This window comes from Tardiphaga sp. (assembly GCF_028290495.1).
Classification (GTDB): domain Bacteria; phylum Pseudomonadota; class Alphaproteobacteria; order Rhizobiales; family Xanthobacteraceae; genus Tardiphaga.
Genome location: NZ_JAQGJT010000186.1, coordinates 1 through 22,192 on the forward strand (window position 1 = coordinate 1; position 22,192 = coordinate 22,192).

At 60.7% G+C, this 22,192-nt stretch carries 19 protein-coding genes, 1 tRNA gene and 3 pseudogenes; 8 read left to right on the top strand and 15 right to left on the bottom strand.

Annotated elements, in window-relative coordinates:
• Window positions 1–1,585: TRAP transporter fused permease subunit (locus JWQ24_RS27265; RefSeq protein WP_299815335.1), on the top strand; the 1,585-nt coding region annotated here is incomplete at its 5' end.
• Here JWQ24_RS27265 and JWQ24_RS27270 read toward each other — a convergent pair.
• The 3 genes and pseudogenes from JWQ24_RS27270 to JWQ24_RS27280 form a co-directional block, all read right to left on the bottom strand.
• Entirely contained in the window at window positions 1,582–2,025 is a 444-nt protein-coding gene (locus JWQ24_RS27270) for a hypothetical protein (RefSeq protein ID WP_299815337.1), read from the bottom strand. The two genes, JWQ24_RS27265 and JWQ24_RS27270, sit on opposite strands and share 4 nt — an antisense overlap.
• 157 nt (window positions 2,026–2,182) lie before the next feature.
• Window positions 2,183–3,697, bottom strand: a complete 1,515-nt coding sequence (gene ilvA, locus JWQ24_RS27275) for a threonine ammonia-lyase, biosynthetic (RefSeq protein WP_299815340.1) — start codon at window positions 3,695–3,697, stop codon at window positions 2,183–2,185.
• Window positions 3,698–4,275: 578 nt separating this feature from the next.
• Window positions 4,276–4,959 (bottom strand): annotated as a pseudogene (locus JWQ24_RS27280) (autotransporter outer membrane beta-barrel domain-containing protein).
• Window positions 4,960–5,151: 192 nt separating this feature from the next.
• On the opposite strand from JWQ24_RS27280, the gene JWQ24_RS27285 reads away from it, so the two are divergent.
• Window positions 5,152–6,552, top strand: coding sequence for a nodulation protein NfeD (locus tag JWQ24_RS27285; protein ID WP_299815342.1), 1,401 nt, complete (start codon window positions 5,152–5,154; stop codon window positions 6,550–6,552).
• Entirely contained in the window at window positions 6,549–7,313 is a 765-nt protein-coding gene (locus JWQ24_RS27290) for a slipin family protein (protein ID WP_299815344.1), read from the top strand. The genes JWQ24_RS27285 and JWQ24_RS27290 overlap by 4 nt, the downstream gene beginning before the upstream one ends.
• Window positions 7,314–7,563: 250 nt before the next feature.
• On the opposite strand, the gene JWQ24_RS27295 is transcribed toward JWQ24_RS27290, so the two are convergent.
• The 7 genes from JWQ24_RS27295 to JWQ24_RS27325 all read right to left on the bottom strand — a co-directional run bounded on the left by JWQ24_RS27295 (window position 7,564) and on the right by JWQ24_RS27325 (window position 12,928).
• The gene (locus JWQ24_RS27295; protein WP_299815347.1) at window positions 7,564–7,971 is read right to left on the bottom strand and encodes a cytochrome c family protein; all 408 of its coding nucleotides are present in this window, start codon (window positions 7,969–7,971) and stop codon (window positions 7,564–7,566) included.
• Window positions 7,972–8,075: 104 nt separating this feature from the next.
• Window positions 8,076–8,369, bottom strand: a complete 294-nt coding sequence (locus tag JWQ24_RS27300) for a GYD domain-containing protein (RefSeq protein ID WP_299815350.1) — start codon at window positions 8,367–8,369, stop codon at window positions 8,076–8,078.
• Between the two features lie 36 nt (window positions 8,370–8,405).
• On the bottom strand, window positions 8,406–8,789 hold the full coding sequence (locus tag JWQ24_RS27305; protein ID WP_299815353.1) for a cytochrome C oxidase subunit IV family protein: 384 nt from the start codon (window positions 8,787–8,789) through the stop codon (window positions 8,406–8,408).
• Window positions 8,790–8,798: 9 nt separating this feature from the next.
• Window positions 8,799–9,521, bottom strand: a complete 723-nt coding sequence (locus tag JWQ24_RS27310) for a heme-copper oxidase subunit III family protein (RefSeq protein ID WP_299815356.1) — start codon at window positions 9,519–9,521, stop codon at window positions 8,799–8,801.
• A gap of 16 nt (window positions 9,522–9,537) precedes the next feature.
• Window positions 9,538–10,242, bottom strand: coding sequence for a cytochrome c oxidase subunit 3 (locus JWQ24_RS27315; RefSeq protein ID WP_299815359.1), 705 nt, complete (start codon window positions 10,240–10,242; stop codon window positions 9,538–9,540).
• Window positions 10,239–12,014, bottom strand: a complete 1,776-nt coding sequence (gene ctaD / locus JWQ24_RS27320) for a cytochrome c oxidase subunit I (protein ID WP_299815362.1) — start codon at window positions 12,012–12,014, stop codon at window positions 10,239–10,241. Before ctaD ends, JWQ24_RS27315 begins: the two co-directional genes overlap by 4 nt.
• An 80-nt stretch (window positions 12,015–12,094) precedes the next feature.
• Window positions 12,095–12,928 carry a cytochrome c oxidase subunit II gene (locus JWQ24_RS27325; RefSeq protein WP_299815364.1) on the bottom strand — a complete coding sequence of 278 codons (834 nt, stop codon included), beginning with the start codon at window positions 12,926–12,928 and terminating at the stop codon, window positions 12,095–12,097.
• Window positions 12,929–13,565: 637 nt separating this feature from the next.
• Here JWQ24_RS27325 and JWQ24_RS27330 point away from each other — a divergent pair.
• Complete coding sequence (locus JWQ24_RS27330; protein WP_299815367.1) at window positions 13,566–14,477, top strand: DUF2189 domain-containing protein; 912 nt, start codon at window positions 13,566–13,568, stop codon at window positions 14,475–14,477.
• Between the two features lie 513 nt (window positions 14,478–14,990).
• On the opposite strand, the gene JWQ24_RS27335 is transcribed toward JWQ24_RS27330, so the two are convergent.
• Both JWQ24_RS27335 and JWQ24_RS27340 read right to left on the bottom strand, forming a co-directional pair.
• Window positions 14,991–15,893 (bottom strand): GNAT family N-acetyltransferase, encoded by a 903-nt coding sequence (locus tag JWQ24_RS27335; RefSeq protein ID WP_299815370.1) that lies wholly within the window; start codon window positions 15,891–15,893, stop codon window positions 14,991–14,993.
• 39 nt (window positions 15,894–15,932) lie between these two features.
• Entirely contained in the window at window positions 15,933–17,309 is a 1,377-nt protein-coding gene (locus JWQ24_RS27340) for an FAD-binding oxidoreductase (protein ID WP_299815373.1), read from the bottom strand.
• Window positions 17,310–17,417: 108 nt separating this feature from the next.
• Here JWQ24_RS27340 and JWQ24_RS27345 point away from each other — a divergent pair, with 108 nt between their 5' ends.
• Window positions 17,418–18,317 (top strand): LysR substrate-binding domain-containing protein, encoded by a 900-nt coding sequence (locus JWQ24_RS27345; RefSeq protein ID WP_299815376.1) that lies wholly within the window; start codon window positions 17,418–17,420, stop codon window positions 18,315–18,317.
• Between the two features lie 247 nt (window positions 18,318–18,564).
• Here JWQ24_RS27345 and JWQ24_RS27350 read toward each other — a convergent pair.
• Window positions 18,565–18,641, bottom strand: a tRNA-Arg gene (locus JWQ24_RS27350).
• A gap of 145 nt (window positions 18,642–18,786) precedes the next feature.
• On the opposite strand from JWQ24_RS27350, the pseudogene JWQ24_RS27355 reads away from it, so the two are divergent.
• Window positions 18,787–19,004: pseudogene (locus tag JWQ24_RS27355) on the top strand (hypothetical protein).
• 59 nt (window positions 19,005–19,063) lie between these two features.
• On the opposite strand, the pseudogene JWQ24_RS27360 reads toward JWQ24_RS27355, so the two are convergent.
• A pseudogene (locus JWQ24_RS27360) lies at window positions 19,064–19,297 on the bottom strand (hypothetical protein); the annotation flags it as partial.
• Between the two features lie 466 nt (window positions 19,298–19,763).
• On the opposite strand from JWQ24_RS27360, the gene JWQ24_RS27365 reads away from it, so the two are divergent.
• Window positions 19,764–20,963, top strand: a complete 1,200-nt coding sequence (locus tag JWQ24_RS27365; protein WP_299815379.1) for an MFS transporter — start codon at window positions 19,764–19,766, stop codon at window positions 20,961–20,963.
• Window positions 20,964–20,965: 2 nt separating this feature from the next.
• Here the strand turns inward: JWQ24_RS27365 and JWQ24_RS27370 are convergent, their stop codons facing one another.
• Window positions 20,966–21,406: a hypothetical protein gene (locus JWQ24_RS27370; RefSeq protein WP_299815382.1), complete on the bottom strand. Its 441-nt coding sequence runs from the start codon at window positions 21,404–21,406 to the stop codon at window positions 20,966–20,968.
• A gap of 421 nt (window positions 21,407–21,827) precedes the next feature.
• Here JWQ24_RS27370 and JWQ24_RS27375 point away from each other — a divergent pair, with 421 nt between their 5' ends.
• Entirely contained in the window at window positions 21,828–22,184 is a 357-nt protein-coding gene (locus JWQ24_RS27375) for a GrlR family regulatory protein (protein WP_299815385.1), read from the top strand.
• Window positions 22,185–22,192 lie beyond the last annotated feature (8 nt).

Consider the following 22,192-nt stretch of genomic DNA (forward strand, 5'->3'; position numbering starts at 1 on the left):
GATCCAGGCCTTCGCCGATACCGTGATCGGCTTTCTGGTGTTCGGCACCGCGCTGATGATGACCGGCGCGGGAAAATTCTTCATTAACATCGCGTTTGCGATGTGCGGCACGTTCCGCGGTGGTGCGGCGAAAGTCTGCGTCTTCGCCAGCGGCCTGCTCGGCACCGTCGGCGGCAGCATTGTCTCCAACGTGCTGACCGCCGGCACCATGACCATCCCGGCGATGAAGAAGACCGGCTTCACCCCATCCTATGCCGCGGCGATCGAGGCCTGCGCTTCCACAGGCGCGGTGCTGGCACCGCCGGTGCTGGGCGCCACCGCCTTCGTCATGGCGCAGTTCATGAACGTGAGCTATTCGGACGTGGCGCTCGCCGCGACAATTCCGTCGGTGCTGTATTATTTCGGCCTGTTCGCGCAGGCCGACGCCTATGCCGCGCGCCACAAGCTGGAAGGCATTCCGCGCGAGCAACTGCCGCGCTTCATGGATGCGCTGAAGGAAGGCTGGTACTACCTGTTCGTGATCGCCATCCTGGTGATCATGCTGTTGTACTTCAAGCGCGAAAGCCACGCACCGTTCTACGCCACCGTGTTGCTGGTGATCCTGCACCAATGGTCGGGCCCCGCGCCGTGGAAACGCGGCAACAGCGCGGTGCTGGCGCTGTCGGTGCTGCTGACCGGCGTGATGGTCTGGTGCGACACGCAGAACGCGTATCTGTGGGGCATGTGCATCCTCGCCGTATTGAACGAATTCTTCCCCGGCAAGAACTGGGGCGCGTCGCGCTGGATCCATTTTCTCGAACTCAACGGCAAGACCTTCGTCGAGTTGATCGCGATCCTCGCCGGCTGCGGATTGTTGATCGGCGCGTTCTCGCTGACGGGCGTGATCTCGAGTCTGGCCAATGACCTGCTGGCGATCGCCGGCGGCGACGCCTTCCTGCTGCTGATCATGTGCGCCTTCACCAGCCTGGTGCTCGGCCTCTGGCTGACCACGACGTCGTGCTACATCTTCCTCGCCATCCTCGTCGCCCCGGCGCTGGAGAAACTCGGCCTCAACAAGATGGCCGTGCACATGTTCATCTTCTACTGGGGCATGCTGTCGTCGATCACGCCGCCGGTGGCGATCGCGTCGTTTGCCGCGGCCGGCATTGCCGGCGCGCCCGCGATGAAGACCGGCTGGGAATCGATGTGGGTCGGCAGCATCATCTACTTCATCCCGTTCTTCTTCGTGCTCAACCCGGCGCTGCTGCTGCAGGGCGACAATCCCTATCTGGAGGCGATCGGGCTAACCGGCCTCGCCTGCCTTGGCATCATCTTCATCTGCGGCGGCATCCAGGGCTATCAGGCCTATGTCGGCGACCTCCGCCGCACCGGCGCGATGGAATGGCCGCTGCGCGTGGCACTCATCATCGGCGGATTCACGCTGGCGACGCCCGGCGGCGGCATCAATCCGCTGTCGCAATGGCAGGTGACGGGACTGGGCCTGGCTATTCTCGCGCCGACCGTGCTGCTGGCGCTGGCCCTGACCAAGCGCAACGGCGCAAGGCTGGCAATGAATAGCGCGATGCGGCCTCAGGCGAACGCCTAAAACTCTTCCGGGCAGGGATCGACCATCTTCCACATCTCGACGCCGTTCTTGATCTTCTTCATCTCGGGCGTGAGGCCGCCGTTGCGGTTGATCCAGTCTTTCACCGGCTGCGGGTAATAGCCCATCAGGTCGGAGGTGCCCTCAAGGCTGGTGACCTTGATACCGAAGGTGAAGGACTTGTCGTAATAGGCCTGATGAAAACCGAGGCTGGCGCGCGGGGTAACGCAGATCTTGTTCATCGGCACGATGCCGAACACCATCGTGCAGGCGGAATTGCAGATGCCGTCGATAATGACGCGTTCGCGGCGTTCGCGGATGCGCTCGTACCTGGCCTTGTATTCGGTGACGTAGCCGCCGTGATCGCGGGTAATGCGCAAATCCGCCCGCGCGGGCGCGGCGAGCAGCGGCAACATCAGCAGGGGCAGGAACCAGAGGCGCATGCGCGTTCGAAACCGTTGGCGGCCGGTCTGGCCGCAGCCCTGCCCCACCGGCATCGGCCCACGCTCGGACTCTGGCCGGACTGTGTTCGCATTTCGTTAAGCATCCCGGTCGAGCGAAAAAAAGGCAGTCCGCAGCCGGCGGGTCTACAGGTCGGGCTCAGGTCAGGAACATCCGGTACACCGGGTTGGCGGTCTCGTCTTCATAGGGATAGCCGAGCGAAGCCAGCCGGTCCACCAGCCGCGACCGGTCGGCCTGCGGGATCTGGATGCCGACCAGCACCCGGCCGTAATCGGCACCGTGGTTGCGGTAATGGAACAGTGTGATGTTCCATTCCGGACCCATCTGGTCGAGAAAGTTGAGCAGCGCGCCGGTGCGCTCCGGGAATTCGAAACGCAGGATCATTTCGTCGCCGAGCGACGGCGGCGCGCGTCCGCCGACCATGTAGCGGATGTGCAGCTTCGCGGTCTCATCAGCACTGATGTCCAGCACCTTGTAGCCAAGGCTTTCAAGTTGCTTGATCAGCGCCGCCTTCTCATGCCGGGAATCGCCGAGCTTCATGCCGACAAAGACGTTGGCGTCGCGCGCATCGGCGTAGCGGTAGTTGAACTCGGTGATGGTGCGGTTGCCGATCGTCTCGATGAAACGGCGATAACTGCCGGGATGTTCGGGGATGGTGACGCCAAGCAGGATCTCTCGGGACTCGCCGACCTCGGCACGCTCGGCGACGTGGCGCAGGCGGTCGAAATTCATGTTGGCGCCGGAGTTGATGGCGACCAGCGCCCCGGTGCGGGTCGGGTTAGCCGCCGCATAGCTCTTCAGCCCGGCCAGCGACAGCGCGCCGGCGGGTTCGGCGAGCACCCGGACATCCTCGAACACGTCCTTGATCGCCGCGCACATCTCGTCGGTGTCGGCGACGATGATATCGTCGAGCAGGTCGCGGCAAAGCCGGAAAGTCTCGACGCCGGCCTGCCGCACCGCGACGCCGTCAGCGAACAGCCCGACGCGGTCCAGGATGACGCGCTCGCCGGCCGCGATTGCCGCCTTCATCGAAGCGGCATCGACCGGCTCGACGCCGATCACCTTGGTCTCCGGCCGCAGGAATTTGATGAACGACGCCACGCCTGCCGCGAGGCCGCCGCCGCCGATCGGCACGAACACCGCCTCGATTGGATCAGGGTGCTGCTGCAGGATTTCCATCCCGATCGTGCCCTGCCCCGCGATCACGTCCGGATCGTCATAGGGGTGCACGAAGGTCAACCCGCGCTCGGCCTGCAACTGCCGCGCATGCGCCGCGGCCTCATCGAACGTATCGCCGAACAGTACTGCGTTACCGCCCCAGTAGCGCACGGCATCGATCTTGATCGGCGGAGTCGTCACCGGCATCACGATGGTGGCCTCGATGCCCAGCCGCTGCGCCGACAGCGCCACACCCTGCGCGTGGTTGCCGGCCGAGGCGCAGATCACGCCGGCGGCGCGCTCTTCCGCCGACAGCCGCGAAATCTTGTTGTAGGCGCCGCGGATCTTGAAGGAGAATACCGGCTGCAGATCCTCGCGCTTCAGCAGGACCGAACTGCCGAGCCGCGCGCTGAGCCGCACCATCGGATCTAGCGGCGTCTGCACCGCCACGTCATAGACGCGGGTGTCGAGGATTTTGCGAACATAATCAGTCACGATGGATCCTTACGGCGCGCTCACCGCCTAAAGGCGCGGCGAATGCAGGCAGCCCCCGCAAAGGCGCTGCGGCCCTCGAGGCGGTTTGAATGCCCGCCCCGCGGATTTCGATTCCGATGGCCGGCGCGCCCGCTTCTAGCAGATCGTCACAGCGATGCCCCGAAAATTTACGGCAACCGGCTCCCTTGCCTCACCCGGACGGCGGGGCCTGATCTGGAATGACCCGCGACCTGTCCGGGGATAGCGCCACGCTCCTTCCGGCACAGATTCCTTCCGGAAATACGCCGGAATTTCCGCATGATCGCAGGCAGTCGTGACCCGGGCTTTCGAGCGCAACTGAAGGGATCGAACGATCGGCGGGGAAATTAGTGAACTCGCCGCCCCTCGGAATCTAAATCCGATGCCCAATCCAGCTGAGCTACGAGTGCGACGGGGCACCTTCGCGGCGAAAGTGGCAAAAGCCAGCCGGGGCCACCGGCTGGCTTTCGCAGGAATATCCCCGCGCCCTGCATTCGCAGCTTCGCCGCTTGAGTTTTAGCCCCGGCGAGATGCGCCTATCTCCGGCTGGGCATACCTCGTCACCACTTCGCGCGGAAACCGGCAGTGCCGCCGACGCTGTAGTCGTCAGCGAAGCCGGTCTTGACCAGCGCTTCGCCATAGACCGCGTACTTGTCGTTGCCCCAGTTGTAGCTGCCGCCGAAACCGAAGCCCGCCGCCAGTCTGTCGTAGCCGCTCGCCAGGTTCGTCCCGGCCACATCGACGGCCGTGCCGTTGAGGAATTCGTAATACACGTTGGTGATGCCGTAGACATTGGCGCGCGCCAATTCGCCGCGCGCATCGCGCAAGTTCTGCTGGTGATCGAGCGCCAGGCCGAGCCGACCATTCAGACTGACGTTGCGGCTGAGCGTGACCCGCGTGCCGAATGAGTCGCTGAAGTTGGAATCGACTGCCGAATAGACAAGCTGCGCCTGCGGCGTCAGCGTCCACAGGCCGTTAACATCCAATCATTTTCCAGTCTCCACGCTCATGGCATAGCCGGTGCCACCGACTCCATTCGCCATATCCCGGCCAATCAGGTCCGATTTCAAACTACTGTTGAAGAAGGTGACCTGCGCCTGACCACCGACATACAAGCCACTCTCGCCATACCAGGTCAGCGTGCCGCCGAAGCCGGTGCCGGTAGTGTTGATGCGACCGTCACCGTATTTGGAGCGAACGTCTGCGACGGCCGTTCCGAAATGCGCGGTGCCGTTCGCCCGCATTGCAGTGCATGCCACGCCAGAATAAAATTGCGAACTTTTATACTATTGAAATTGCTATATAATATCGAATATGCCTTCCGTCTTGCGCAGCCCTCCCATTCGTTTCGGCGGCGAGCGGTGGCTCGCCGAGCCCCGTCGTATTGAGGTTCTGCGAGGATATCCCCATATCAACTTGATAAGGGAGTCCTGGTTGTGCGGACCGTACAGGCGGCTCTTGTTGCGGCAATTGCAGTTGTCGCTTTGGTTGTCTCCCCCACTTCTGTCTCGGCGGAGGGGAGCGGCAAGCTTGTGCTGACGATCGCGGTCGATGGAGCGATCGGACCGGCGACCGCCGGTTACGTGAAAGACGCCCTCGCCAAGGCAAGCGAACGACACGCCGAGGCCGTCATTCTGCGTCTGAATACGCCGGGCGGTCTCGTCACCAGCATGCGCGAGATCATCGCCGACGTGCTGGCATCACCCGTTCCCATCGTGGGGTATGTTGCTCCGCCCGGTGCCCACGCCGCGAGCGCCGGCACCTATATCCTCTATGCAACGCACATCGCAGCAATGGCGCCGGGCACCAATCTCGGCGCTGCGACGCCGGTACAGATTGGCAGCCCGGTGCCGGGTCTGCCGGGCATCGCACCTGACAGGAACGGCAAGGACAAGAAGGACAGCGCCCAGCAAACGGAGCCGAAGGATGCAATGACAGCGAAGGCGACGAACGACGCCGTCGCCTCTATTCGCAGCCTTGCCGAGTTGCGCGGGCGTAACGCCGATTGGGCCGAGAAGGCTGTCCGCGAGGCGGCGAGCCTTTCCGCCAGTGCCGCGTTGCAAGCAAATGTCATCGAACTCATCGCGCGCAACCCTGCTGAACTGCTCAGACAAATCGATGGTCGCGCCGTGGAAGTAGCCGGCGGCGAGACGCGGCATCTGGCAACGAAGGACGCAACAATCGAGACGATCGATCCCGGATGGATCTCACGACTTCTGTCTGTGATCACCGATCCCAACGTTGCCTTCATTCTTCTGCTGGTTGGCATCTACGGGCTGTTCTTCGAATTCACGACGCCCGGCGCGGTCGCCCCCGGGGTGATCGGCACGATCAGTCTGCTGCTCGGTCTCTATGCCCTCAATTTGCTACCGATCAACTACGCCGGTCTCGCGCTCATGCTGCTGGGGATCGCGCTTCTGATCATCGAAGCCTTCACCCCGACCGTGGTTCTCGGCTTTGGCGGCGTCATCGCCTTCGTGCTCGGAGCAGTCATGCTGTTCAAGGTCGAAGCTCCCGGATACCGGCTGTCATGGACGGTCGTCGGCATCGCAGCGACCATGTTCATCGGCCTGACTCTCGCGGTCCTCGGCTCGCTTCGGCGCGCCCGCAAAGGTCCTGCACGGGTCGGCGCGCAAGCGATGTACGGCCTGCCCGCCGAGGTCCTCGACTGGTCCAACGGCGCAGGCCACGTCTTCACACAGGGTGAGCGCTGGCAAGCCCAGGGCGCGGAAGCCTTCACGCCCGGTGAGACGGTCGAGGTGACCAACATTATGGATCTGACACTGGTCGTGCGGCGTCGACCGGTGCTGAGCGCCAGCGAAGGAGGCGTGCGATGATGTTAGACTATGTGATCTATCTCATGTTCGCGGTCGTCGCGATCATATTTTTCTCGTCAGCTGTTCGCATCCTGCGGGAATATGAGCGTGGCGTCGTGTTCACGCTTGGCCGTTTTACCGGCGTGAAAGGCCCGGGCCTCATCCTGCTCATTCCGGCCGTGCAGCAGATGGTGAAGGTCGATCTCCGAGTGATGGTGCAGGAAGTGCCGCCCCAGGACGTGATTTCGCGTGACAACGTCTCGGTCAAAGTGAACGCCGTTCTCTACTACCGCATCATCGATCCGGAGCGCGCAATCATCAAGGTCGGAAACTTCATGGCCGCAACCAGCCAGCTCGCCCAGACCACGCTGCGCTCGGTGCTCGGAAAACACGAACTGGACGAGATGCTCGCGGAGCGAGACAAACTTAACGCCGACATCCAGGAGATACTTGATCAGCAAACCGACGCCTGGGGGATCAAGGTGACCACCATCGAGATCAAGGATATCGATCTCAATGAAACCATGGTGCGCGCCATCGCCAAGCAGGCCGAAGCGGAGCGGCTGCGGCGTGCGAAAGTGATCAACGCGATGGGCGAGCAGCAAGCCGCCGAGAAACTCGTCGAGGCAGGCCGAATACTCGCCCAGGAGCCGCAGGCCATGCAGCTACGCTATTTCGCGGCGTTGCACGACATTGCAGGCGAGCGATCCTCGACTGTGGTATTTCCGCTACCGATGGATCTGCTCAGCCATCTAACACAGCGACCGGACGGAGCACCGTGACTTTCTTCTTGTGTTCCGGTCTAAATCTGTCATGGCCGCGAAGGCGGCCATGACTCGCACCGGCTTTCTCATCAACCCAGTTTACCATCAATGAGTATCGTCGGCGCCATCGTCGGAAGGCGGATGTGACGGGTGACGCGCGTCGCCGCGGCGGTTTTGTGGGCGCACCTACATCGTCACTGCTTCCGGATGCTCCGTCTTGCCCCTCAAAGCGGCGACAAGCGCGTCCTCGCAGCAATTATGCCCCCGCCTACTTTGCACCGGCAGGAGCCATCTCTGCCCTCTTACCTGTCGCGTCGAACTGCTTGAGATAAGCGACAACATCGTCAATCTGCTTCGGAACCTTGAGGCCCGGAAATGTCATTTTGGTGCCGGGCACCTTGGCCTTCGGATCCTTGATGTATTCGCGGAAGGTTGCTTCATCCCAGGTGATTCCGGAATTCTTGTTTGCAGGCGAATAGCTGTAACCCGCGACCGTTCCGGCCTTGCGCCCGAAGAGCCCGTTGAGTTCGGGGCCGACTGCGTTCTTGGCGTTCTCCCCGATTTGGTGACACGCCCTGCATTGGGTGAATATTTTCTCTCCCAATGCCGCGTCTTGCGCGAAAGCAGAACCGGTTGACAGAATTCCGGCTCCGAGCACGAAAGCGAAAATTCGCATACGACCACTCCATGTCTGGCAACAAAGAAGGCTGACAACCAAGATAGATGAGAATGCCATTCTAACAGCGCACGGCTCCTCGCGACCACGCTTCCGGTCCGCAACTAGCCCAACGACGTGATGATCTCCCGGTAAGCCGCTTCAGGAAACGCTTTCAACGTGTGCGTTCGAATATTTCCCAGCATACCCAGTTGCAAGTTGAATCGTGCGGCAACGGCATCGTCCGGCGCTTCGTAAACCGCGACGAGGTCATAATCGCCCATGGTCAGGAAAAACGATTTGAACTCTCCGTCCATATCCTTGAGAGCCTCCTTCGCCAGATCGAGACGACGCGGCGAGTCCTTTACGTGTTGCATACCTTGATCGGTCCAGGTTGCAAGCATGATGTATGTCGTCATGGAATTCCTCCTTGCGCCCGAAGCCCCCGCTCATCTTTACGCCCCAACCTTGAAGAACACGATCCGGCTCAACAGCGTGTAGTCCGACTCAAACACCATGATCCCGACAAAGACCAGCAACAGCAACGGCGGAAGCAGAATGGCATAAGCCAAAGCCAAACGCTCCCACGCCATGTGCATGAAGATCGCGACAATCAAGCCTGCCTTCAGCACCATGAACAGCACGATAAGAGACCACCTCAGATGGCCCTGCAGGTTGAAGTAATCGACGAAGTAAGAGCAGGTACTCAGGACAAACAACCATCCCCAGACCACAAGATAAAGCTTGATCGGGTGCTGGTGTCCCTCGGCATGCGACATGGCCGGAGCATCTGCCGCGGGAGTTGTGGGAAGTGTGGCATGTAGCGTGACTTCAGCCATGTTTTTCCCTCACCAAAGATAGAAAAAGGCAAAGATAAACACCCATACCAAATCGACGAAATGCCAATACAGGCCGGTAATTTCGACGATCTCGTAGTTTCCCTTCCTGCTTGTGAAAAATCCCCGGCGCTCAGTCTCGAAATCTCCGCGCCAAACCTTTCGCGCAATGATGATCAGGAAAATCACACCAATCGTTACGTGCGTACCGTGGAATCCTGTGATCATGAAAAAGCATGAGCCAAATTGCTCTGCGCCCCACGGATTTCCCCACGGCCTCACCCCCTCCATGATCAGCTTGGTCCACTCGAAAGCCTGCATCCCGACAAATGTCGCACCGAACGCAGCGGTCACCAGCATCAGCACCGCCGTTTTTCGGCGATCGCGGCGATACCCGAAATTGACGGCCATGGCCATGGTCCCGCTACTGCTGATCAGCACAAAGGTCATGATGGCAATCAGAATGAGCGGGATCTTCTGCCCTGCAATCGTGAGAGCGAAGACTTCACTCGGGTTCGGCCAGGGCACCGTCGTGGACATGCGCGCCGTCATGTACGACAGCAGGAAACAACCGAAGATGAAGGTATCGCTGAGGAGAAAGATCCACATCATGGCCTTTCCCCACGAGACATTCTTGAACGCCCGCTGATCCGAGGACCAGTCGGCGGCAATGCCTTGCCAGCCTGCGGCCGGCGTTCGGCGGTCTTCGATGTTTGTCAGCACAGTCTCGGCCATCGCGTCGATGCCTTCCCTATGTCAGCAACTGGCGGCAGATGGCGGCGAAATCGTCCGCCCAACCTGTCAGCAGAGCAAGCAGGATCAACCAGACCAAAAGCAGGAAGTGCCAATACATCGTGCACAATTCCACGCTCAAACGCAGTCGCGGGATTTCAACGCCGCGCCATGCCTTGACGATGGTTCTGCCCAGGGCCGCGAGGCCGCCCAGCAAATGCAGTCCATGGACTGCTGTGATCAGGTAGAAGAAGGCGTTGGCCGGGTTGGCCACCAGAAAATAGCCCGCCGTGTTGAGCTGCCGCCACACCAGCAACTGACCTATCAGGAAGGCAACAGCGGAAACGCCACTTGCAAGCAGGCCGGTCAGCACACCCTCGCTGTCGTCGCGACGTGCTGCAACCTGCGCCCATTGCAGCGCGCCGCTGCTCACGATCAGAACACCGGTATTGAACCAGAGCAGCCTGGGCACAGGCAGCGCCCGCCAATCGATCAGCTCCATCCGCATCAAGTAGGCGCTGATGAAGAGCGCAAACAATGACCCGACGACCGCTAGAAACACACCCAAACCAATTTTCGCCGCTGGCAACGACATCGAACTTCCGCCGGGAAACTCGCCGATCGCCCCCTCCTCCAGCCAGGGTTTGGCCGCGAGTCGTTGCTGCGAGAGCCACCATCCCGCAATGGCCGCTATCCCAGCCATGAACAGGACAATGGCCGTCATGGATACGCTCCCTTTGGTGTCGAGCTGGCCGGCGGCTCATTCTGCGGAATGAAATCCCGCGCAGCGCCGGGCACGCTATAATCATAAGCCCAGCGATATACGACCGGGAGTTCCTTGCCCCAGTTGCCATGCGCCGGCGGAGTCTGCGGCGTTTGCCACTCAAGCGTAGTCGCGTTCCACGGATTGCCGCCGGCCTCTTTGCCCTTGAACAGGCTCTGGATCATGTTGAACACAAATACGAGCTGGGCAAAGCCGACGATGAGCGCGGCTATACTCATGAATGCATTCAGATCGTGGGCCGATGCAGGGACGAACGCCGTCTGTCCGATGTCGTGATAGCGGCGCGGCATGCCCAGCAGCCCGAGATAGTGCATGGGGAAGAAGATCGCGTACGCCCCAAGGAACGTGACCCAGAAATGGAATCGCCCCAGCGCCTCGTTCAGCATCCGTCCGGTCACTTTCGGATACCAGTGATAGATCGCGCCAAACACGACCATGATCGGCGCGACGCCCATCACCATATGAAAGTGCGCGACGACGAACATGGTGTCGGACAGCGGAACGTCCACGACCACGTTACCGAGGAACAGGCCGGTCAGGCCGCCGTTGACGAACGTAACGATGAACGCGAGCGCGAACAGCATCGGAATAGTGAGATGAATGTCGCCGCGCCACAGGGTCAGGATCCAGTTATAAACCTTAATGGCCGTCGGGATCGCGATGATGAGAGTCGTCGTCGCGAAGAAGAAGCCGAACTTCGGATTCATGCCGCTGACATACATGTGGTGCGCCCACACCACGAAGCTCATCGCTCCGATCCCGACAATCGCCCACACCATCATGCGATAGCCGAAAATGTTCTTTCGCGCGTGGGTGCTGATGAGGTCGGAGACAATGCCGAAAGCAGGCAACGCAACGATGTAGACTTCGGGATGGCCGAAGAACCAGAACAGGTGCTGGAACAGCAGCGGGCTGCCACCGCCGTATTTCGTCTGCTGCCCCATCTCCACGAGCGTGGGCATAAAGAAACTCGTGCCAAGAAGCCGGTCGAGCAGCATCATCACCGAGGCGACGAACAGGGCTGGAAACGCGAGCAACGCCATCACGGTCGCTGTGAAAATGCCCCACACCGTCAGGGGCAACCGCATCAGGGTCATTCCGCGCGTGCGCCCCTGGAGCACTGTCACGACGTAATTCAAGCCCCCCATGGTGAATCCGATAATGAACAGGATCAGCGACACCAGCATCATGATGATGCCTGCTTCCTGTCCGGGGCTTCCGGAAAGAATGGCCTGTGGCGGATACAGCGTCCATCCCGCACCCGTTGGCCCGCCCGGCACAAAGAAAGTCGAAACCAGCACCAGCACGGCAAGCAGGTAAATCCAGTAACTCAGCATGTTCGCGTACGGAAAGACCATGTCGCGGGCACCGACCATCAGCGGGATGAGGTAGTTCCCGAAGCCTCCCAAAAACAGAGCTGTGAGAAGGTAGATCACCATGATCATGCCGTGCATGGTGATGAACTGAAGATACTGGCTCGGATCGATAAACGAAAACGTGCCGGGGAAACCAAGTTGCAGCCGCATCAGCCACGACAACACCAGTGCGACCATGCCGATGGCCATCGCCGTGATCGCATACTGGACCGCGATGACCTTGGCATCCTGCGAGAAGACATATCGGGTCCACCAGCTCTTCGGGTGATAGAGATCTACTTCACCCACTTCAGCTCGCGGGATTCCTGCGAGTACGTCAGACGGGACATCAACCATCGAAATGTCCTTCCGGATCTATCTTCTGTTAAGCGCGAAGCGTGAGCGTTGCGACGTGCAACGCCGCCGCGCGGGTCTTGTCATTCGCCGCCAGTCTTGTAAGTCGCCTTCATGGTGTTGCGCTGGCCGGATAACCTCGCGAACGTCTGCTGCTTCTCCAGCCACGCATGATATTCGCCCTCTTCCTGGACGATGACGTTGCTCCGCATCTGCGCGTGCGCGATGCCGCACAGTTCCGCGCAAAGAACCTCGAATGTTCCGGTGCGCGTGGGGGTGAACCAGAAATACGTGACTGAGCCCGGCACCATATCCATCTTCGCCCGGAATTCCGGCACATAGAAATCGTGCAGAACGTCAATTGAGCGGAGCAGTACCTTGACCGGCTTCCCGATCGGGAGATGCAGATCGTCGTTCTCAATCACGACGTCGTCCTGCCCGTTGGGATCGTTCGGATTCAAACCCAGAGGATTTTCGGCACTGACGTTGCGGGCATCGGTGGTACCAAGCCGACCGTCTTTTCCGGGCAGCCGGTAGCTCCAACGCCACTGCTGACCCATGACCTCTATCTCCGTCGCATCGGCCGGCACAGTCACGAACTTGTGCCAGACCACCAGACCGGGCGCCAACATCGCCCCGACACCGATCGCGGTCCCTATGGTGAGCCACCATTCGAGCTTCTTGTTTTCGGGTTCGTATGCCGCCTGCCTCCCCTCCTTGTGATGAAAGCGGAAGATGCAATAGGCGATGAAGGCGACGATCGCGAAGAAGACCGCTCCGGTGATCCAGAACGTCATGGTGATCGTGTCGTCGATGTAACTCCAGTTCGATGCGATCGGCGTCCACCACCAAGGGCTGAGGAGGTGAAACAGCACAGAGGCGATCGCGACCAAGAGCAGTATGAATGCTACAGCCATCCCTTGTTCATCCTTGCCTCTAGAGGCTGCGGACAAGACTTAGAAAAGGGCGCAGTTCATGTCTGCATTGATGGCTGCTTCGAGATCGCCACCACAATGCTGGCCGCTTTGCCCCCTAAAACCGGTCGCAACACCGAATTCGAAGAAAGCAATTCAGCTTTGTCGAATTCAGCGAGATGTTGCGATCGCTGGTGTCATCGAACTACGGGCACTCGCCACCACAGGATGTTCCCCGGCAGGCTTGGTTGTCAATAGACCGGTCTATCCTCGACAGCGGATTGGTGTTGTCACTATCAATTCGCTAAGCGATTGCACGCGCCGCCGGGTCTCATACCGCATTGCAATGCATGACACCGTGCGCACGCGTGACAGGCAAAGGAAATTCCTCCGGTTGCGATCGGCCACATGTCGAAACGTGGACTTTTCAAAAACACAAATCACCCAATAGTGTGTGCTATTCTTCCAAGATTGCGCTAAACTCGCTCCACAGGTTGCGACAGGTTTGCTCGGCAAAGCTCATTTCGTTGAACTTGGCCTCCTTAACAAATCCAGTCGCGATTTCTGCGCACGAAGGCGAATGCCCGTCATTAGAGAATGACCCGATCTCGCCGGTGCTAATGCATGGGAGATCGTGACCATGTCCACCCCGCTTTCTGACAACGTCACACAAATTTCACCGGTCGCTTCCGACCGTGTCGCCGCCCCCGTCGTTCGCAAGATCGGGGTGTCCGATCTGCATGAAGCGTTGCGGCTGGGCTGGGATGACTTCAAGGCGGTTCCGAGTCACGCAGTTATTCTGTGCATCATCTACCCCGTGCTCGGACTTGTGATCGCCAGAATGGTTCTGGGCTATTCGGTGTTGCCGCTGCTTTTCCCGCTGGCCGCAGGCTTCGCCCTGATTGGCCCCTTCGCGGCGCTCGGTCTCTATGAACTCAGCCGCCGCCGCGAACTTGGCGAAGAGCCGTCGGCCTGGCATGCGCTTGGCGTGCTGCGCGCCCCGTCCTTCGGGGCCATGCTTGGCCTCGGCACGCTCCTGCTCACGCTGTTCGTAGTCTGGGTGGCCACTGCGAATGCGATTTACATCTCCACGTTCGGCAATGCCCCGGTGGCCGGCATTCCGGATTTCGCATCGCGCATCTTCACAACCACAGAGGGGCGCCAACTGATCCTCGTGGGCTGTGGCGTCGGACTTCTGTTCGCTATTGTGGCCCTCTGCGTCAGCGTTGTGGCGTTTCCGCTGATGCTCGACCGGCATGCGAACGTGACCGATGCGATCCTGACCTCGCTGCGGGTCGTGATGAAAAATCCTGTTACCATGATGACATGGGGACTGATCGTCGCCGCGCTGCTGGTGCTCGGTTCGCTGCCGTTGTTCGTCGGTCTCGCCGTTGTTCTGCCGTTACTTGGCCATGCCACCTGGCACCTTTATCGCAAGGTGCTGGCGCCAGATCCAAATCCCCGGCAGGAAACTCCCCGTTCGCCGAAAGGGCGGCGCTATGCGGCAGATTTTCCGGCCTCTCTCTTCCCGTGGGGCCGTGACAAGCCGTAGGGCGAAACAAACGACCGGGGACGCACGCCCGCGATCAAACGGCTGCAGTTTTGATCGTTCGGATGTCGCTCCCCCGCTGCGTGAGGTTCTGACCGGTTTGCGACAGGCTCGTTGAAGAATACCGGCAGAAAAGATGTTTGTGTCGGCTTCAAAAACAGTCGAGCCATTCCACGTGGACGAAACCCGGCCCAGATGAGGGGTGCGGCTTATTCAGAACAGTGAAATCTGGCGTGCCATTCAGAATAAAACTGCGAACTCATACATCATTGATACTACTCTATAAATCCTACTTGTGATTTTACCACTGACACTGGCCACCTGAGCGCGAATGCAGGATTCGTTTGACTGGTGTTGCCTACGAACTGCCTCGCGGACGCCGTCCGCTCCCGAGTCCGTTCGGCCCTTAGATTTGGCCCTTCGATCGTGTTTACCTTACGACCGCTATTACTTCAGAAAACGACGCCCGATTGCGATCGCCGCACGTCGTAAAAGTACCAAAAGCAGTCATTTGGGTTACATGAAACCCGGATTTCGGGGCAGATACCCGCTCCAATCGCCAAAATCGCGTGTCGACATCAACAGCATCGGAATGGTGATACGCATCCCATGCTCGACCGCGATCCTTAGAGCCGCCTCGCTCGCGCCAGGAAGAAAGGCGGACACCTGTGGAGAACCCATCTCAACTGCAAAAGCCAGCGCAGTCGTAAACGCAGAGCCGAGAGCGTCTGGCCGCGCGACGGCGAGCGGTCCGATGTGGCCGCCGATGCTGACATAGGCATAACCGATGCACTCTTCTCCGGAATAAAGGCCGATACCTTTCGTCCCCTTGTCGCTGAGCAGATAGCGGCGATGCTTCTCTCGCGAGACGCCTAGAACCCGGGCATCAATGTTGGCGAGTTTTTGCAAGTCCGAAGCTGTTTCCTCGAGGGGCACGGGGCGGAATTGTGGGCCCTGCAAGCGGCCCGTCAGGAGTTCCCGCGAAACACTGAAATTATAGATGGGAAAGCGCGGAAACAGGCCGTTCCGAATATAGAGTCCCTGCGATACGGTGTTGAACGTGAAGGTGATCAGCGCCTTGTTGGTCGCGCCGGACTTCTTTGCATGTTCAAATGTCCGTTTCAGTAGTTCGTTGCCGATACTGCGGCCCTGATGATCGGGCGACACGAAAAGCTGCGCGAGAAACCACAGGTCGCCGCACACCCAGCTCCACGCGAACCCAAGGATTTCGTCGGCCTCCTCTGCCACCCACACCCCGTCAGCATCATCTTTTAGCGAAAACAATTGAACCGCCGGCGGATGCGACGTCGCCATCGGGCCAAAGCCGTGCCGCCGGGTGAGGTCGTTGATGCTGGCGACGACGAGCCGGTCGCTTCTCTCCAAGTCCGCCTCGCGGGCGGGCCGGTACGTGATCGGCATTGGCAATCTCCCGATGCTTTTGCTGCGCGTCAGGTTGGCTCAGGCCAACGGCCGAATGTTCTGGTTCATGCGGAAGAAGTTTTTCGGATCGTGCTTCGTCTTGAGCTCCTGGAGGCGCCGGTAGTTGGCGCCATACGCAGTGGGGACCGGGTCGCCGGCTTCGTCGTCATCCAGGTAATTCACGTATCGGCCGGAGGCAACGAAGGGTTGCATCTCGGCGAAGGTCTCTCGCGCCCAGGCGATGCATGAGTCGGTATCGGCCGCATCCGTCCATTGGGAGAGGACGAGGAAGTTGTAGCCTTCCGCACGGTGCGGGAAGGCCGTGTCGCCGACACCGATCCGGGCCGCGGCGCCGTGAACATGCTCGAGGAGCAACTGGCCCATCGGGGTGGGGCATCGCGCGAAGCATGCTATCATCGTGTCGATGGCATCGTCGCTCAATCCGGCAAGGAAGCTCGATTTCCAGTAGTTGAAGGCCCCTCGCGGATAGGCGCCGTCGAGCATCCCATTGAGTTGACAATAGGACATTGGACCGAGCGCATCGAGGACGGAAGACCCGAAGTCTTTGAGCGGTCGCATGGCTTTTTCGCCGGCCTCAAGCGAGCCGCAGTGGCACGTCGCCAAGGCCGCCAGCTTCATGCCCGAACCGTCGGGAGCATGCGTGAGGGTTCCGAAGATCGTATGTTCATCAGGCAGGGATGCCGTGCTGTCGCGAAAGAACCTCAGCAGGTCACGGGCTCGGTCAAACGGGTGAGCGATCAGACCGGCGGTGACGGTAGGGCCTACCGCATGGAGCTGATATTCGAACGAAGTCGCCACACCGAAGTTTCCACCCCCACCGCGAACAGCCCAGAACAGATCGGGTGCTTCATCCTTGCTTGTCCGCACGACCTTGCCTTCGGCAGTGACGAGTTCAACGGATCGAAGATTGTCGAGGGCAAGGCCATACTTGCCCATTAACCAGCCCAAGCCACCGCCCAGGGTGAGCCCGGCGATCCCGGTGCTGGAAACAACCCCACCCGTAACCGCGAGGCCGTGCAGTTGGGTTTCCCGGTTGAGCTCGCCCCAGGTGACGCCGCCCTGCGCCCGTACCGTGCGACTTTTGGGATCGACGTGAATCCCTTTCATCGGCGATAGGTCGATCACCAATCCGCCATCAATGGTAGCGCGCCCTGCCACGTTATGACCGCCACCACGAACTGCGACTTCGAGACCCAGCTTCCGCGTGAGGTTGACGGCATCGACCACGTCGGCGACGCCGCGACATCTGGCGATCAACGCCGGGCGCTTGTCCACCAGACCGTTGTGGACCCTTCTCGCTTCATCGTAGCCTGCGTCCGCTGGTCTCAGGAGCTGCCCGGAAAACGTGCCGGAAAGTTCACCAACGACCTCATCAACGGATCTAACTGAACTCATGGGGGCACTCCTCGTTTGGGCCGCCATGTCTTCTTCCGCTTGGGCCGCACCAGGAGCAAAGTCGAATAATTCAGCCTAGGGTGAAGCATTTTCATCTACACTACGGAAATGAACAAGCTGCCGCCCCTGATCGAGTTGCGCGCCTTTGATGCTGCGGCGCGGCATTTGAGTTTCAAGAAGGCCGCGGCCGAACTCGGCGTGACGCCGACAGCGATCAGCCATCAGATACGACAGTTGGAGCATTATTGCGGGCGGGCTCTATTTCGTCGGAGGCCACGGCCTCTCACGTTGACCGAAGCCGGCGCCCGCCTCTTTCCAATCATCCGCGACGGCCTCGAAACGTTTGTCGCAGCTTTCGCCGCCGTGAAGCGCGATGGCGACGCGCAGCCTCTTCGCGTGACGACGACAAACGCCTTTGCGAGCCGCTGGCTTGTCCCACGCCTGCCCCGCTGGAGGAAGGTGCGCCCCAATGCGCCTCTCGAGGTGATCGGCACCGACGGCGTTTTGGACCTCCATGCCGGCGATGCCGACGTCGCCATCCGCTATGCCCGTACATTGCCAACAGACGGCATCGCCAAGGAATTTCTTCGCGATTCTTTCTGGCCCGTCTGCAGCTCTGAATTACTTACCACCGGTCTGAAGCGTGCTGCCGACCTTCGTGGACACGTCCTCGTTCATAGCTATTGGTCGCCATCCGATCTCGAGGCACCCACCTGGCAGAGATGGCTCACCGCTGCGAAGGGGACGTGGCGCGATGTGCCGGAATTCAAGGAGATGGATCACCTGAGCTTCAGGGAGGAACTGCATGCGATCGAGGCGGTGATTGCCGGGCAGGGAATCGGCATTTTTAGCGATGTGCTCGTGGAACGCGAACTCGTGGCCGGCAAGCTGATAAGGCCCTTTGACTTATCTCTGCCGGGATATCGCTTCTACCTCGTCCGCACGTTCGATCATCCACGAGAGAAGACCATCCAAGCCTTCGCGACGTGGTTGCAGTCTGCAGTGTAAGCGCCTTACTGTTGTTGCGCGTCTGCCATACGTCCGTTCCGGGGCATTTTCGGAAGTGATAGCGCGATGCCGTGATGTCCGCTTCGGATCAATGAACGGACCTCCAAAGTGACATCAGAGATTGGCTGCGTACCAATAGCTGAAATGGTTTGGATTTAATGCGACGTTCACTGATCGATATCAGAACTGCCACGGTCCGCGCCGCGGCAGTCGGAAGTTCGCAGTCTTGTTCTGAATGGTGGAAATTTGGTGCACTCGGAAGGATTCGAACCTCCGGCCCTCGGAATCGAAATCCGATGCTCTATCCAGCTGAGCTACGAGTGCGACGGCGGCACCATAGCGGTGAAAGTGGCAAAAGCCAGCCCCGGAGGCGACTACCGGCCGGTTTTTCGCCGGAACATTCCCGGCCCGGACGCCTGGTCCCGGCAATTGTGGGCTGCATATCTGCCAAATCATTCCGGAGGCCCCCATGAAGGGCTTTTCCAACGCGACATTTCCACCCGATACGATTTCGGTGATGGCCATGGCGCGCGACGGCGCCGTGACGACGCTGCCGCATCCCGTGCAGAGCACGAGGTCCAGTCGATCGCCGAAAGCATCCTGCGCACCGCCAAGGAAGGCGAGCGCGACCCCGCCATGCTGCAGACGATAGCGCCGGTGGAGCTGCAGATCACCCGGCGCGGCTAGCTAGCAGCCGTCCGGGGCGCCAACGGAGCCGCGGACGGCGCCTGCGCGGTCGTTTCCCGGTCGGCTGTCGGCAACCGCCGCATCGTGAATTCGATCGCACCGTCCGGCAATTCACGCCAGTGCTCGACTTCGCTCATATAGGCCTGCTTCGGAAATCGCTCGAGGAAGGCCCGCGCCGCAGCGCGGGCATTTTCGCGCGGCAGTGTGAAGTGCTCGCGAACGAAACCGTCCTCCTTGCGCGCATCGCGGCGCGCAGCCATGCGTTGCGCCAGCTCGCGCGGAGTCTTGACCATTTACTGAACTCCCTGGCAGGCGACCTCAAATAATCTGCCACGAATTGGCCGCGGATCAAGCCTGCGCGCCACGAAGAAAGGGCGCCCCGATCGCTCGGCGCGCCCTTCCCTGTCTCGCTGAACCAGGCGCCGAGGCGCCCTTGCCGGGATCAAACCGTGATCCTAGCGGGCGGCCTCAGCGAGGTGACAGCGCTTGGAAATAGACACTGAACCACCTCCTTTCTTTGTTGATGACGCCATGAATATAGGAGGGATTCGCGCGCTGTTAAGGGGCATCCGCCGCCGGAGCCATGCAATCGCGTACGGGCGTGCGCGAGCCAGCCGCGGTTGTGGAGTGTGGCAGGGCTGTGCATGATCCTGTTCCCGGCTGTTGCGACGTTCGCGATCGGCGCGCGGTAAAAATTTCGCGGGTGGCAGCGACTTGACGCGGATTATATCCACCCCTGCCTTCGGATTCGCTTTGTAAATGCACGCTCCCCATAACGTCCGGCCGACCGGGTCGATGACGTCACGCGCCGCGATCGTTCTTCAGGTCTCTTCGCTCAGCGCGATCTCGGCCGCCGCCGGCGTGCCGACGCCGATGTACCGCATCTATGCCGAACACTGGGGGATGTCGCCGGTGATGGTGACCACGGTGTTCGCGGTCTATGCCATCAGCCTGCTCGGGGCACTGCTCACCGTCGGCGGGCTGTCGGATTATATCGGACGGCGGCCAATGATGTTCGCCTCATTGATCATCTGCGCGTTGTCGATGGCCGTGTTTGCCGCAGCGGATTCCGTCGCGGCCCTACTTGCGGCGCGCGTCATCCAGGGCTTCGGCACCGGCATCGCCTTTGGCGCCATCGGCGCTGCGATCCTCGACAACCTTCGTACCCACGGTTCGCTGATGAACAGCGTCACGCCGGCCGCAAGCACGGGCAGCGGCGCAATCCTTTCCGGCGTGCTCGTTACCTACGCGCCGATGCCGACACAGCTCACCTATCTTATCCTGCTCGGCCTGATGCTGTTGCAGGCGGCGCTGGTGTGGTGGATGCCGGAGACGGCCGTGAAACGGCCGGGCGCCCTGGCGTCGATGCGACCGTCCATCATCGTGCCCGTGCAGGCGCGCTCGGCACTGATGCTGGTGTCGCCCGGCTGCATCGCTCTGTGGGCGCTGTGCGGATTTTACATGACGCTGATGCCGTCGCTGTTGCGGACAGTCAGCGGATCATCCTCGCTGCTGCTCGGCGGCGTCGCCATCGCCGTGCTGACCTACAGCGGCGGCGTAGCGATGCTGACGGCGCGGTCGTGGCCGGGCATCACAATCCTGATCCGCAGTATGTCGGCGCTGATCCTCGGCGTCGCGATCACGCTGAGCGGCGTTTACGCCCAATCGGTCAGCCTGTTGATTGGTGGCACGGTGATCGCCGGCTTCGGCTTCGGCGCCGGCTTCTTTGGCGGCATCCGAACCGTGGTGCCGCTGGCACTGCCGCACGAACGCGCCGGCCTGCTCTCGATGATCTTCGTGATCTGCTACTTCGCGTTCAGCCTGCCGACCATTGCCGCCGGCCTGGCGGTGCCGGTGCTCGGTCTGCCGATGACGCTGTATTTCTACGGCGCGGCCGTGATGGTGCTGGCAGCGATCTCACTGATCGGCCTGCTGTCCTCGACCCGCCGCGCAGCGTAACGTCAGGTCATGCTGCCCGGCAGGAAGCAGCGGATCGAGGTGCCGCCGGTGCCCACCTGCGGCCATACCATGGTACGGCCGACACGGTTCGGCCCAGTGAGCACCGCCTCATCCGGCACATCGAGCCAGACACCATCGAGCCGCACCCGGTAGTGTCCGCCGCGGGACTCCCAGTCGACATCGCTGACAGCGCTGCCGTCAGCATCCGAGCAGCACGGCCCCTTGGCGCTGCGCAGGCTGTCGAACCAGGATTTCAGTTCGGGACTGGCGCCGGCAAATTGCCCGCGGTCGCGCGCGGCAACCGAATGCAGCATCAGCGATAGCAACCCCGCAGCGATCGCCGAAGTCGCCGTGATCCGCCACAACCGGCGGCGATCCCTGTGCTTTTGCTGCGTGCCACGCATCCACGGCGCATCTGCGCCGGAAGTGATCCAGTCGCTCATTGGCTTGCTCCAGCTGCCCGGCCAGCGCAGTATGATAATGCATGTCACGGGCCACAGCCCGCACCGTTTCGCATCGCTCACGCAATGGTGCACACGATCGTCGAAAACGCTCTGCTCACTGTCACAGGCGGCAGGTTCGCCCGATATCAGGATACGCGATTCGGGGAGTGCTTCGTAGCAACTCTTTCGCGCTGCAGCGACTGGCCGGCTGATACCTCCGCTGCGCCATCGCAACAATTTTCGGAACCGCGCGCACGTACCGTTAGCCATCACGGTGTGTCATCCCAACGCAATATCCCGCGGGATGCGACAGTGCCGGCCACTTCTCGCGTGTGCCGGCTGAGGATGTCGCGTTGACGTTGGTATCAACTCTTTGCATAATGCGGCGTGGTCAAGGGACAGGCCGCACCATCGGGACATTATGAAAAACGCACTTTATTCGATCCACGTCGACCTGTTGGATGGTCGCTCGGGCAAGGGCAGCGGTGTAGTGGTATTCCGCGACGGCCAGATCCTTGGCGGCGACGCCTATCTGTTTTATGTCGGCAGCTACGTCAGCAATGCTGACAACAACACCTTCAAAGGCGAAGTCACGGTAAGGCAACATACGCCCAGCCCGCTGCAAAGTCCGCTGTTCGGCGGCCAGAACCAGCCAGTCGGCATCGGCGTCACCGGCGCGTTCACGGAAACCGCGGCGACGATGAACGGCACAGCTTTGGTCGGCAAGGCTAGCCAGATTTTTCGCGCAACGCTGAGGAAGCTCGCGGATACCGAGTAGCAGCAGTC

Excerpts from the sequence above, each read along its gene's own strand:
- JWQ24_RS27305 (WP_299815353.1), bottom strand. The coding sequence starts at position 8,789 with ATGGCTGAAGTCACGCTACATGCCACACTTCCCACAACTCCCGCGGCA.
- ctaD (WP_299815362.1), bottom strand. The coding sequence starts at position 12,014 with ATGGTTGATGTCCCGTCTGACGTACTCGCAGGAATCCCGCGAGCTGAA.
- JWQ24_RS27310 (WP_299815356.1), bottom strand. The coding sequence starts at position 9,521 with ATGGCCGAGACTGTGCTGACAAACATCGAAGACCGCCGAACGCCGGCC.
- JWQ24_RS27270 (WP_299815337.1), bottom strand. The coding sequence starts at position 2,025 with ATGCGCCTCTGGTTCCTGCCCCTGCTGATGTTGCCGCTGCTCGCCGCG.
- JWQ24_RS27330 (WP_299815367.1), top strand. The coding sequence starts at position 13,566 with ATGTCCACCCCGCTTTCTGACAACGTCACACAAATTTCACCGGTCGCT.
- JWQ24_RS27335 (WP_299815370.1), bottom strand. The coding sequence starts at position 15,893 with ATGCCGATCACGTACCGGCCCGCCCGCGAGGCGGACTTGGAGAGAAGC.
- JWQ24_RS27340 (WP_299815373.1), bottom strand. The coding sequence starts at position 17,309 with ATGAGTTCAGTTAGATCCGTTGATGAGGTCGTTGGTGAACTTTCCGGC.
- JWQ24_RS27345 (WP_299815376.1), top strand. The coding sequence starts at position 17,418 with ATGAACAAGCTGCCGCCCCTGATCGAGTTGCGCGCCTTTGATGCTGCG.
- JWQ24_RS27295 (WP_299815347.1), bottom strand. The coding sequence starts at position 7,971 with ATGCGAATTTTCGCTTTCGTGCTCGGAGCCGGAATTCTGTCAACCGGT.
- JWQ24_RS27370 (WP_299815382.1), bottom strand. The coding sequence starts at position 21,406 with ATGAGCGACTGGATCACTTCCGGCGCAGATGCGCCGTGGATGCGTGGC.
- JWQ24_RS27325 (WP_299815364.1), bottom strand. The coding sequence starts at position 12,928 with ATGGCTGTAGCATTCATACTGCTCTTGGTCGCGATCGCCTCTGTGCTG.
- JWQ24_RS27365 (WP_299815379.1), top strand. The coding sequence starts at position 19,764 with ATGCACGCTCCCCATAACGTCCGGCCGACCGGGTCGATGACGTCACGC.
- JWQ24_RS27315 (WP_299815359.1), bottom strand. The coding sequence starts at position 10,242 with ATGACGGCCATTGTCCTGTTCATGGCTGGGATAGCGGCCATTGCGGGA.
- JWQ24_RS27300 (WP_299815350.1), bottom strand. The coding sequence starts at position 8,369 with ATGACGACATACATCATGCTTGCAACCTGGACCGATCAAGGTATGCAA.
- JWQ24_RS27290 (WP_299815344.1), top strand. The coding sequence starts at position 6,549 with ATGATGTTAGACTATGTGATCTATCTCATGTTCGCGGTCGTCGCGATC.
- JWQ24_RS27375 (WP_299815385.1), top strand. The coding sequence starts at position 21,828 with ATGAAAAACGCACTTTATTCGATCCACGTCGACCTGTTGGATGGTCGC.